The 12,409-nt window shown below is 69.2% G+C and carries 7 protein-coding genes; 6 read left to right on the forward strand and 1 reads right to left on the reverse strand.

The window, feature by feature from the left end:
* The first annotated feature begins 19 nt into the window (after positions 1-19).
* The 6 genes from QA861_RS24950 to ligA all read left to right on the forward strand — a co-directional run bounded on the left by QA861_RS24950 (position 20) and on the right by ligA (position 11,445).
* Entirely contained in the window at positions 20-1,003 is a 984-nt protein-coding gene (locus QA861_RS24950) for a carbohydrate ABC transporter permease (RefSeq protein WP_334590807.1), read from the forward strand.
* Positions 1,000-1,842, forward strand: coding sequence for a carbohydrate ABC transporter permease (locus tag QA861_RS24955; RefSeq protein WP_334590808.1), 843 nt, complete (start codon positions 1,000-1,002; stop codon positions 1,840-1,842). Before QA861_RS24950 ends, QA861_RS24955 begins: the two co-directional genes overlap by 4 nt.
* Before the next feature lie 111 nt (positions 1,843-1,953).
* Positions 1,954-3,690, forward strand: coding sequence for an amylo-alpha-1,6-glucosidase (locus QA861_RS24960; protein WP_334590809.1), 1,737 nt, complete (start codon positions 1,954-1,956; stop codon positions 3,688-3,690).
* A gap of 73 nt (positions 3,691-3,763) precedes the next feature.
* The gene (locus QA861_RS24965) at positions 3,764-5,608 is read left to right on the forward strand and encodes an RICIN domain-containing protein (protein WP_334590810.1); all 1,845 of its coding nucleotides are present in this window, start codon (positions 3,764-3,766) and stop codon (positions 5,606-5,608) included.
* 383 nt (positions 5,609-5,991) lie between these two features.
* Complete coding sequence (locus QA861_RS24970; protein ID WP_334590811.1) at positions 5,992-9,183, forward strand: RICIN domain-containing protein; 3,192 nt, start codon at positions 5,992-5,994, stop codon at positions 9,181-9,183.
* Between the two features lie 174 nt (positions 9,184-9,357).
* On the forward strand, positions 9,358-11,445 hold the full coding sequence (gene ligA / locus QA861_RS24975) for an NAD-dependent DNA ligase LigA (RefSeq protein ID WP_334590812.1): 2,088 nt from the start codon (positions 9,358-9,360) through the stop codon (positions 11,443-11,445).
* 312 nt (positions 11,446-11,757) lie between these two features.
* On the opposite strand, the gene QA861_RS24980 is transcribed toward ligA, so the two are convergent.
* On the reverse strand, positions 11,758-12,402 hold the full coding sequence (locus tag QA861_RS24980; RefSeq protein WP_334590813.1) for a dihydrofolate reductase family protein: 645 nt from the start codon (positions 12,400-12,402) through the stop codon (positions 11,758-11,760).
* Between the last annotated feature and the right edge of the window lie 7 nt (positions 12,403-12,409).

The raw sequence follows: 12,409 nt of genomic DNA on the forward strand, positions 1-12,409 counted from the left end.
TGAGGACTCCGGCCAGCCGATGAAGCACCCGACACAGTCGCCGGACCGCCGGACGGTGCGGAACCGGAACGGGGCGGCGACCGCCGCCCCGCCCCCGGCCCGCACCGCGACCCGGCGCCGTCCCGCCTCCCAGCAGTGGGCCGCCTGGGCGTTCCTCGCCCCGGTCACCCTCTACCTCGCTCTCTTCTACGCCTATCCCCTCTACCGCAACATCGACCTGAGCCTGCGCAACTACACGGTGCGCTCCTTCGTCCAGGGTGACGCCCCGTTCACGGGCCTGAAGAACTACCGGACCGTCCTCGACGACCCGACGTTCGCCCCGGCCCTGCTGCACACCGTGGTGTTCACCGCCGTGTGCCTGGTCTTCCAGTACGCGATCGGCCTGGCACTCGCCGTCTTCTTCAACCAGCACTTCCGGCTCTCCGCGACCCTGCGCGCCCTGTTCCTCGCACCGTGGCTGCTGCCGCTGATCGTGTCGGCCTCGACCTGGTCGTGGATGCTCAACAGCGACTCCGGCATCGTCAACGCCACCCTGCACGCCGTCGGCATCGGCCCGGTGAACTGGCTGACCTCGCCCACCTGGTCGCTGACCTCGGTGATCATCGCGAACATCTGGATCGGCGTCCCCTTCAATCTGGTCGTGCTCTACAGCGGCCTGCAGTCCATCCCCACCAGCCTGTACGAGGCCGCCGCCCTCGACGGCGCGAACGCCTGGCAGCGCTTCTGGCGCATCACGTTCCCGCTCCTGCGACCGGTGTCCGCCATCACCCTGCTGCTGGGCCTCGTCTACACGCTCAAGGTCTTCGACATCATCTGGATCATGACCAAGGGCGGCCCTGCCGACTCCTCCACCACCTTCGCCACCTGGTCCTACCAGCTCGGCTTCGGCAACCTGCTACCCGCCTTCGGCCCCGGAGCGGCCGTCGGCAACCTGCTCGTCGTCGCCGCCCTCGTCTTCGGCCTCATCTACGTCCGGGTCCAGCGAAAGCAGGCGCTGTCATGACGAGTGCACAGACGGGCCTCAACAGGCCCCGCCGCACCTGGGTGAAGACGGCCATCGGCGTCCTCCTCACCGCGGTCATGCTCTTCCCGGTCTACTGGATGCTCAACGTGTCGCTGACCCGCGACCAGGACATGCGCAAGAGCCCGCCCGGTCTGTTCCCCGCCCACGCCACCCTGGAGGGCTACCGGGCCGTCGTCGAACAGCAGTTGCCCTACCTCGGCACCAGCCTCGTCATCGGCCTGGGCACCGTGGCCCTGACCGTGGCGCTGGCCGCGCCCGCCGGCTACGCGCTGGCCAAACTGCGCCCACGGGGCGGCGGCATACTCAACTTCGTCCTCCTGGCAGCCCAGATGATCCCCGGCATCATCATGGCGATGGGCTTCTACGCCATCTACCTCAGCCTCGGACTGCTCCAGTCCGTGCCCGGCCTGATCGTCGCCGACTCCACCCTGGCCGTCCCCTTCGCCGTACTCATCTTCACCGCGTTCATGTCCGGCATCCCCGGCGAACTCCTCCAGGCCGCCAAGACGGACGGGGCGGGCCCCCTGCGTACCTTCTGGTCGATCGTCCTGCCGATGAGCCGCAACTCGATCGTCACCGTGTCCCTGTTCGCGTTCCTGTGGTCCTGGTCCGACTTCATCTTCGCCAGCACCCTCGCAGGCGGCGGCGCACACGAGCCGATCACCCTCGGCATCTACCACTACATCGGCAACAACAACCAGCAGTGGAACGCCATCATGGCGACGGCCGTCGTGGCGTCGCTGCCGGCCGCGGTGATCCTCGTCCTGGCTCAGCGCTACGTCGCCGCCGGCGTGACCGCGGGTGCCGTCAAGGACTGACGCCGGACCGTCCGCACACAGCCCGGCTCTCCATGTGCCGCCGTGCGAGCCCCGCCGCCCCCACCCGGCGGAACGCCGCCCCCTTCCGCTCAAGAAACGAGTGCCCACCTCATGACCGCCGCCCCGACCGGCCCGCCCTTCTCCGTCCACGACATACCCTTCAGCGCGCACGGCTCCTGGTTCGGCATCTCACCCGTCCTGGCGGAGAAGACGCGCGCCGAGGACCTGCATCTCGTCTCGCACCAGAACGGCATGCACGCCGTCCTGCGCCTCGTCCCCCTCGACGCGGCGACGGGCGATCGCGCCGAGACCCGCGTCGAGGCGACACCGGGCCTGCTCAGCTGGGGCGGCACGGGCGGACGCGTCGACCTCGCCTACGAGTCGCCGGACACCGTACGCCTACAAGGCACCGGTCTCGGGTTCGGTATCAGCGCCGCGGCTCAGGCCCTGACCCCGTTCAGCGGGACCTACTTCTATCGCGACCCGGTGGACGGCGCCCACACGTTCACCTCCTACCAGACCGGCCGCCGCTATCGGATCACCGTGCTGTCCGGCACGGTCGACGAGGTGTACGGATCCCAGGCGCTGGGCGCCGGGGAGCGTGGACTCACGGTCGCCGCCGGGGCGGACGGCTCCTGGGAGGTCGCGGTCGAGGAACTCGACAGTGCGCGCCGGCCCTACCGTCCGTCGGCGGCGTTCGGCGAGGTCAAGGAGGCCGCCCGGCGATCGTTCGCCGAGTTCGCCGACACGGTCGCCCCATGGCGCTCGGCCGACACTCCGGCAGCCGAACTCGCCGCGTACGTGGTGTGGTCGGCGACCGTGCGCCCGGCCGGCCTGGTCACCCGGCCCGGTGTGCTGATGTCCAAGCACTGGATGGACAAGGTGTGGAGCTGGGACCACTGCTTCAACGCCCTCGCGCTGGCCCCCGGATCCCCCGGCCTCGCCTGGGACCAGTTCTCGCTGCCCTTCGACCACCAGGACGAGAGCGGGGCCCTGCCCGACTCCGTCACCCATTCGGAGGTCCTCTACAACTTCGTCAAACCGCCCATCCACGGCTGGGCCCTGGGTCACCTGCGCACGCGGCTCCCCGAACCTCTCGACCCGGCCCAACTGGCGGAGGCGTACGACAGGTTGACCCGCTGGACGGACTTCTGGCTCACCGCACGACGCGCACCCGGCGCCACGCTGCCCCACTACCAGCACGGAAACGACAGCGGCTGGGACAACGCCACCACCTTCGACCCCGACCGCGTGGCCGTCACCTCCGACCTCACCGCGACGCTGATCCTCCAGCTCGACGAACTGGCCCGGCTGGCCGGCGAAGTCGGCTTCGCGGACGACGCCCGACGCCGCACCGAGACGGCCGACGCCCTCCAGGACGCACTGCTGGACGAGCTGTGGGACGGCGAACGGTTCCTGAGCCGCCCGGCCCACGGCGGGGCCCTCGCCCGGAGCGCGAGCCTGCTCGACCTGATGCCGATCGTGCTCGGTGACCGCCTGCCCGCCAAGGTCCGCGACCGGCTGGCCGAACAGATCGAAGCCCACCTCACCGCGTTCGGCCTGGCGACCGAACACCCCGACTCCCCTCACTACGAGTCCGACGGTTACTGGCGCGGCCCGATCTGGGCCCCCGCCACCGTCCTCATCGAGGACGGACTGCGCCGCGCCGGCCACCACCGGCTCGCGGACGAGATCAGCGCCCGCTTCCGCGCCCTGTGCGAGATCTCCGGCTTCGCCGAGAACTTCGACGCACTGACTGGCAAGGGCCTGCGCGACCGCGCCTACACCTGGACCGCGAGCAGCTACCTCCTCCTCGCCGAAGCACACGCCCAGCGAGACAGCCACTGACCCCACGGTCCACCCACCGCCCCGGGACCCTTCCGGTCCGGGTACCCCTCCCCGCTCACGCAGGAGCCGCACCATGAAATCGCCCTGGACCCTTCCCCGGCCCACCACCCGCACCGGTCGCCGAGCGACCTCGTCCATAGCCGTCCTCCTGGCCGCCCTGGGCACGACCCTGCTGCCCGCCGTCCCGTCACAGGCCGCGGACACCAGCGTCACCGTCGACTTCGCCACCGCCGGAGGCGCCCCCACCTACCGCGCCTCAGGCACCCTGTACGGGATGAGCCCCGACGGCTCACTGCCGCAGGACCACTTCTACAAAGACATCAAGTGGCACTTCGAGCGGGCCGGTGGCGCCCAGCTCAACAGCGGCGGCTACGGCACCAGCCTCGCCGCCTACCAGACCCGCTGGAACGCCACCCTCGCGCAGTACAAGCGCACCGCCGCCCTCGGCGGCACCTTCGAGCTGCTCCCGCACGACCTGTGGGGCGCCGACAGCACCACCAGCCAGGCCTTCCCCGGCGACAACGGCGACTGGACCCAGTTCGACAACTTCGTCAACCAGCTCTTCTCCGACGTCAAGTCCAACCACATGACGGTCCAGTGGGACCTCTGGAACGAGCCCAACGGCCAGGGTTTCTGGCCCCGGCCGGAAACCCAGTACCTCCAGATGTGGTCCCGCTTCTACGCCGCCGTCCGCGCCAACTTCCCCGGCCAGCTCATCGTCGGCCCCAGCTACTCCCAGCATCCCGAGAACAACACCTGGTGGTCGGCGTTCCTGCCCTACGTCAAGACCAACAACGCCGTCCCCGACATCTGGAGCTGGCACGCCGAGGCCGGTGACCCGGTCGCCGACGCCGGCGTCATGGACGGCCTGCTCTCCTCCTACGGCCTCACCAACCACCGGCCGTACGAGATCAACGAATACGCCACGCGCGCCCAGCAGAGTCCCGGCGGCGGCGCCTGGTACATCAGCCGTCTGGAGCGGGCCGGCGCTGACGGTCTGCGCGGCAACTGGGCGTCGGGCACCGCCCTGCACGACTACGAGGCCAACCTGCTCACCAAGAACAGCGCCGGCCAGTACCTGCCACGCGGCGAGTGGTTCATGTACCGCTACTACGGCTCCCAGACGGGCAACGTCGTCAACCTGACCCCCGGCACCAACACCGACGGCGTGGCCACCAAAGACAACACCGCCAGGAACGCCAAGATCCTCCTCGGCAGCAACGGCAACACCGGCAACGTCACGGTCAACCTCGACCGGCTCGACACCACCTCGGTCGTGGAGAACGGCCACGTCCGCGCCGTCGTCCAGCGCGTCGCCAACAGCAACGGCGCCGCCGGACCCACCACCATCGCCGACACCAACCTGACCGTGAGCAGCGATGGCGCCTCGGTGACCGTCCCCTACACCAACGCCACGGACGGCTACACCATCACCCTGCTCCCGCCGTCCAACACCACCATCTCCACGGTCGCCGTCAGCGAGAACAGCGGCCAGTGCCTGGACGACACCGGCCTGAGCACCGCCAACGGCACCCAGTACCAGCAGTACTACTGCGAGGGCGGCTACCAGCAGATGCTCGACCTCAAGCCGGTCGCCGGCCGGACCGACACCTACACGGTCGTCAACGAGCTCAGCGGCAAGTGCCTGGACGTCGCGAGCGCTTCCACCGCCGACGACGCCGCCGTCATCCAGTACACCTGCAACGGCGCCACCAACCAGATGTTCACCCTCAACCCCGTCACCGCGCTCGGCAACAGCCAGGACTACCAACTGGTCGCGGTCCACAGCGGCAAGTGTGTCGACGTCAGCGATGTCTCGAAAACGGCCGGAGCCAAGATCCATCAGTGGACCTGTGACCCCGCGAGCGCACTGAGCACCAAGAAGAACCAGATCTGGCGCCTCCAGGGCAAGGCCTGACCAGTCCCTTGAGCACGGGTGGGGGCTCCCACGGCTGGGAGCCCCCACCCCGGGCCGGCCAGGCTCATGAACCGTTCGCTGCCCCACGGCCGACGACAGCCCGATCCTGCGCGCGCCGGTCACGAACGCCCCGCGGACAAGATCAGCACCCGCTTCCGGGCTCGCTGTGAGACCCGGGTCCGCCGAGAACTTCGTAGCCCTGACCAGCCAGGGCTACGGGACCCCGCCTACACCTGGACCGCCGGCGCCCATGTGCTGCCGACCCGCGACCACCGACGCGGCCTCCACCCTCGCCCGACCCGCGAGCGACAACCCATCCAGACGTCCGGCGCGGGGGCCGGCGCAGCAACAACCCAGCCGCACCCCTGAAGGGACGTAAGCACATGCCACCACTCGGGCAAAGACGCTCGACCACGAGACGCCTTCTCCACGGCATCACCAAGGCGCTGCTCCCGCTGACCGTCATAGCCGGCGTCACCACCGCGACGGCAACGCCGGCCGCCGCCGCCACCCCCACCCTCGCCGTCGACCTCGGCACCACCACCGGGGCCTTCCGCGGCGGCGCCTCCGGGGCGCTGTACGGCCTGTACGGCCAGGACGTGCCGACGAACAACCTCATCGAGGGGATGGGGCTGAAGACCACCAACACCAAGTACCAGGACGGCCAGCAGCACCCGGGCTCGGACGCCCTGGAGATCGCCAAGCCCTTCGTGGACAGCGGCGGCGGGGACGTCTTCATCTACATGACGGACGTGTACCGCGCGGGCTACGAACGCACCAGCTACTCGGCCTACCAGGCGACCATGAAGACCCAGGTCGAGCAGGCGGAGGCCAGCCCCTACGCGAGCCACATCGTCTTCATCCCCTACAACGAGCCCGACCTGAACTGGTTCAGCGGCATGCGCACCAACTCGACCGCGCTGGCCAACTTCAACTCCGAATGGCGTCAGACCTACAACTTCGTCAAGGGCATCTGGCCTGAGGCACGGCTGGCGGGCCCCAACCTCTCCAGCTACTCCAACTCCGCTCTCAGCGGCTTCCTCACCTACTGCAAGGCCAACAACTGCCTGCCCGACGTCGTGACCTGGCACACCCTGGGCAGCCCGGCGGACGTCCGCAACACCGTCAACGCCTACCGCGCGGCGGAGACGGCCGCGGGGATCACCTCCCCGATCACCGTCAACCTCAACGAGTACGCCCACCGCTACCATCTGACCGACCCCGGCCAGATGGTTCAGTGGATCGCGGCCCTGGAGGACGAGAAGGTCGACGGCAACCTGCCGTACTGGAACATCAACGGCAACCTCGGCGACTCGGCCGCGGCGCAGAACACGCCCAACGCCCAGTGGTGGCTTTACAACTGGTACAGCTCCATGAGTGGCAACACCGTCAAGGTCGACGGCGCCGCGTCCAACGCCGCGTACACCCTCCAGGGCCTGGCGAGCCTGGACACGGCCAAGAAGCAGGCCCGCGTCATCCTCGCCGGCGGCGGCACCAGCGGTGACTCGAACACGGTCATCAAGAACATCGACCCGGCGGTCTTCGGCAGCACCGTGCACGTCAGCGTGTTCCAGGACCGCTACAGCGGCTACCTCGGCGCGGCGGCCACCCCTACCCGGCTCTCCGACGCCGACATCGCCGTGGGCTCCGACGGCTCGATCACCCTGCCCATCACCCTCGACGCGATGTCGGCGTACGAGGTGATCGTCTCCCCCGGAGGCACCGGCAGCACCACCGCCTCCGACAACACCTGGACAGGCACGTACGAGGCCGAGAACGCCACACTCAGCGGCACCGGCTACAACATCAACACCGAGGGCACCACCGGCAATGTCGGCAAGTTCGCCACCTCGGGCACCAAGGACGTCGGGGGCCTGCGCACCGGCTCGACCACGGTGATCTCCTTCCCCGTCAACGTTCCCACCACCGGCGACTACGACCTGTCGGTGTTCGGCAACAGCTACGCCAAGGACGCCGACGTCAAGGGCCCGACGGACGTGTACGCGCGAGTCGACGGCGGCGCCTCCACCAGGATCGACGTCCCCGTGGGCTTCCAGTGGGTGGTGTGGGGGCACAGCGACGCCACCGTGCACCTGACCGCCGGCAGTCACACCATCACCCTGGCCACCACCGGCGACAACGGCGCGAAGACCACCGGCGACGCCCTTATCGACAAGATCGACCTCCACTACAAGGACGCCGCCGTCCAGGGCACCACGCTCTACGAGGCCGAGCAGGCCAACCTCTCGGACAGCGGCACGGCCACCTACACCGCCCAGGGCCAGTCCGGCGCGGGCGCGGTGACCCTCACCTCCGGCAAGTCCGCGACCTTCTGGGTCTACTCGGCGCGGGACGGCTACGTCGACCTGACGGCCCGCTTCCGCAACACCGGCCAGGCCGACCTCACCGTCAACGGCAAGGCCGCCGACGACCAGACCCTGTCCGGCGCGACAACCGGCGCCTGGTCCACCTCCACCAACCGGGTGTACCTCAACGGCGGCATCAACAAGGTCGAGGTGACCGGCGCCGGCGGCACGCTCGCCCTGGACGACCTGGCCGTCACCCCGTTCAGCGCCTCCGACGCCGTCACCACCGGCAACGTCGTCACCTACCAGGCCGAGAACGGCACCCTCACCGGCACCGCGGCCGCCGACACCACTTTCAGCCAGGCCGACGGCGGTGTCGTCACCGGCATCGGCAACGGAACCGCCAACTCCCTCACCCTCGACGTCAACGCACCCTCGGCCGGCACCTACGCCATGACCATGCGCTACGCCAACGCCGAGGAACTGCCATCCAACCACTACAACCCCGACCTGTACGCCGAGCACGCCGACGTCAGCGTCAACGGTGGCACCTCCACCCGCGTCAATTTCGCCAGCACCCTGCACTGGAACCAGTTCGAGGACTACACCGTCCCCGTCACGCTCGCCAAGGGCGCCAACGCCGTCAAGTTCACCGCCTCACAGCTGTTCGACTGGGACGGCACCACCATCGGCAAGGTCTACTCCGGCGGCGGCACCGACATCGGGCAGCCCATGCGCTCCAGCTCCGCGCCCCACCTCGACCAGGTCTCCTTCGCACCGTCCGCCCTGCACATCGGCGCCTCGACCGGCTTCTCCTCGACGGCCGTCGCCCAGCACAGCGCGCTCTGCCTCGAAGACCCGGCCAGGTCCACCACCGACGGCACCCAGTACCAGCAGAACACCTGCGGCAGCGGCCAGGAGCAGATCTTCGACTTCCACCCCGTCTCCGGCACGACCGACACCTACACCGTCGTCAACCACTCCAGTGGCAAGTGCCTGGACATCTCCGCCCTCTCCACGGCCAACGGAGCCGCCGTCCAGCAGTGGACCTGCCACGGCGGCACCAACCAGCGGTTCACCCTCAAGCCCGTCACCGCACTCGGCAACAGCCACGACTACCAGCTCGTCGCCGTGAACAGCGGCAAGTGTGTCGACGTCAGCAACATCTCCACCGCCACCGGCGCCCTCGTCCACCAGTGGACCTGCGACGCGGCAAGCGCCCTGACCACCAAGAAGAACCAGATCTGGCGCCTGCTCGGCAAGGCGTGACCGTCGGCGGATCCCGCTGATCTCCCGGCCACACCGACAGAAACAGGGCTCCGCTCCCCCGGGACCTGACAAGAGGGCCACGACATCCGGTCGTGGCCCTCAGCGGTCACCGTGTCCAGACACCCCGCTCCGTCGGCCAGGGCGTTGTCAGTGGTGGCAGGCAAGATGACCGGCATGACAACACCAGCTGCAGTGATCGTGGATGCCGCCGCCTACGCGCAGGCGGTCGAGGACGCGGTGAAGGCGTCGGCCGCCTACTACACGGGCGGCACCTCGGTGCTCGACGACGACGCCTACGACCGGCTGGTGCGCGGTGTCGCGGAGTGGGAGGCCGCTCATCCCGAGCAGGTGCTGCCCGAGTCGCCGACCGGAAAGGTCGCGGGCGGCGCCGTGGACGGGGATGTCCCGCACACGGTGGCGATGCTGAGTCTGGACAACGTGTTCTCGCCCGAGGAGTTCACCACCTGGACGGCGTCGCTGGCCAGACGTATCGGCCACGACGTCACCCTCTTCAGTGTCGAGCCCAAGCTCGACGGTCTCGCGATCGCCGCCCGTTACACCCGAGGCCGCCTCACCCGGCTGGTCACACGCGGCGACGGGACGGCCGGAGAGGACGTCTCGCACGCCATCGGCACCGTCGAGGGCCTGCCCGACGAACTCGCCGAACCGGTGACGGTGGAGGTACGCGGCGAAGTCCTCATGACCACCGCCCAGTTCGAGTACGCCAACACGGCACGGACGACACACGGCGGCACTCCGTTCGCGAACCCGCGCGGCGCCTCGGCCGGCACCCTGCGGGCCAAGGACCGCGCGTACACCGTACCGATGACGTTCTTCGGGTACGGACTGCTCCCCGTGCCCGGAACCGAGACGGAGCTCGCCGGACAGCTGGGCGAGCTCGCACACAGCGAGCTGATGACACTGGCCGGCGAACTGGGAGTGAACACCACCGCGACCACCGCGGTACCCGGCATCACCGCCGACACCGTCGAGCAGGTGCTGGCCCGCGTCGGACAGATCGCCGAGCTGCGGGCGGAGTTGCCCTTCGGGATCGACGGGATCGTCATCAAGGCCGACCTCGCTGCCGACCAGCGGACCGCCGGGGCGGGATCGAGGGCCCCGCGCTGGGCGATCGCCTACAAACTCCCCGCCGTGGAGAAGATCACCCGGCTGCTGGAGGTCGAGTGGAACGTGGGCCGTACCGGCATCATCGCCCCACGCGGCGTGCTGGAGCCGGTCGAGATCGACGGTGCCACCATCACCTACGCCACCCTCCACAACCCCGGCGACATCACCCGCCGCGACCTACGCCTGGGCGACCACGTCATGGTCCATCGCGCCGGCGACGTCATCCCCCGCGTCGAAGCCCCTGTCGCCCATCTGCGCACCGGGGACGAGCAGCCCATCGTCTTCCCCGAGGTGTGCCCGCGATGCGGAGCGGGAATCGACACCAGCGAACAGCGCTGGCGGTGCGAGAACGGCCGCAACTGTCATCTGGTGGCCGCTCTCTCCTACGCCGCAGGCCGCGACCAGCTCGACGTCGAAGGTCTCGGGCACACGCGCGTGGTCCAACTCGTCGACGCCGGTCTGGTCAAGGATCTCGCCGACCTGTTCTCTCTCAACCGGGAGCAGTTGCTGGGCCTGGAGCGGATGGGCGAGACGAGCACCGACAACCTCCTCGCCGCTATCAGTGCGGCGAAGGAGCAGCCGTTGTCGCGGGTGCTGTGCGCTCTCGGGGTGCGCGGCACCGGCCGCTCCATGTCCCGCCGTATCGCCCGGCACTTCGCCACCATGGACAACATCCGCGCCGCGGACGCCGAGGCGATGCGGCAGGTCGAGGGCATCGGCACGGAGAAAGCCCCTTCCATCGTCGCCGAACTCGCCGAACTGGCGCCGCTCGTCGAGAGGCTCGTGGCAGCCGGGGTGAACATGACCGAGCCCGGCGCGACCCCGCCCGCCCCTGCGGCCGAGGGCGGCGAGGGCATCCCGGAGGGCGCTGAGGCGACGGGCGGGCCGCTGACCGGGATGACCGTCGTGGTGACGGGAGCGATGACCGGCGTACTGGAGAAACTCAGCCGCAACCAGATGAACGAGCTCATCGAACGGGCCGGGGGCCGCTCGTCCTCCAGCGTCTCGAAGAAGACCAGTCTGGTCGTCGCCGGCGAGGGTGCCGGCTCCAAGCGCGCGAAGGCCGAAACCCTGGGCGTCCGCCTGGCCACCCCGGACGAGTTCGCCGCCCTCGTCACCGACTACGTCGGCTGACCGCGTCCCCGGCGCCGTGAGGTGCGCCAGCTCACACGGCAATGGCTCAACGGCGGAACATCCAGGGGTGGTTGACCGTTCATCTGTATGTGGCTGCGGAGGGGACAGTGTCCCCGGGCCTCACCTATAGCCCATGGGGAAGATCGTTCGGCTGAAGCCCCATGGAGCCTTTCGCCGCGAGGCGACCGCCCTTCCGCACGCCACACCGCCCCGGCCGGCTCCCCCGTCCAGCCGGGGCTTCACGCTGTGCGGCAACCGCTCAAGCGTCGGCAGGGGCCGTCTCGGTCTCTTCCGAGCAGGCAGGCTCTGATGTCACTTCCGCCAGAACAGGTGGTGCGCCACGCCGCTCGGGCTGGGCACGACGTCCAGGTGGAAGCGGTCGAGCAGTTCGTCGGGAGACTCCCACAGGCGAAGTCCGGACCCGAACTTCACCGGCAGGACCGCCACATGCAGACTGTCGACGAGGTCGGCGTCAAGGAACTGCCGGACGGTGGAGACCCCGCCGCCGAGCCGTACGTCCTTGCCCTGGGCCGCCACCCGCGCCTGTTCGAGCACCGATTCCGGGTCACCGTCAACGAAGTGGAACGTGGTGTCGGAGAGTGTGAACGAGGGACGCTCATGGTGGGTCATGACGAACACCGGGGTGTGGAAAGGGGGTTCGTCCCCCCACCAGCCTCGCCATTCGTGGTCGTTCCAGGGACCGCGCTGGGGCCCGAACTTGTTGCGGCCCATGATCTCGGCACCGATGTTGCGTGCCCAGTCCCGTACGACGTAGTCGTCGAGGCCGCGGCTCCCGCCGGGCTCGGTACGCCCTGGCCAGCTCGCCGTGGCACGCGCCCAGGTGAACAGCTGCTCCGGATCGACGTGCCCGAACGGGTGGTCGAGACTCTGTTCGACTCCGGCACCGATCCCGTCACTCGACACGCCGAAGTTGTGGACTCTCAGCAACTGAGCCATGTGTTCC

It is taken from the genome of Streptomyces sp. B21-083, from assembly GCF_036898825.1.
GTDB lineage: Bacteria > Actinomycetota > Actinomycetes > Streptomycetales > Streptomycetaceae > Streptomyces.

Bases quoted from the DNA above. Each gene is read 5' to 3' on its own strand.
- QA861_RS24970 (WP_334590811.1), top strand. From the start codon at position 5,992: ATGCCACCACTCGGGCAAAGACGCTCGACCACGAGACGCCTTCTCCAC.
- QA861_RS24965 (WP_334590810.1), top strand. From the start codon at position 3,764: ATGAAATCGCCCTGGACCCTTCCCCGGCCCACCACCCGCACCGGTCGC.
- QA861_RS24980 (WP_334590813.1), bottom strand. From the start codon at position 12,402: ATGGCTCAGTTGCTGAGAGTCCACAACTTCGGCGTGTCGAGTGACGGG.
- ligA (WP_334590812.1), top strand. From the start codon at position 9,358: ATGACAACACCAGCTGCAGTGATCGTGGATGCCGCCGCCTACGCGCAG.
- QA861_RS24960 (WP_334590809.1), top strand. From the start codon at position 1,954: ATGACCGCCGCCCCGACCGGCCCGCCCTTCTCCGTCCACGACATACCC.
- QA861_RS24950 (WP_334590807.1), top strand. From the start codon at position 20: ATGAAGCACCCGACACAGTCGCCGGACCGCCGGACGGTGCGGAACCGG.
- QA861_RS24955 (WP_334590808.1), top strand. From the start codon at position 1,000: ATGACGAGTGCACAGACGGGCCTCAACAGGCCCCGCCGCACCTGGGTG.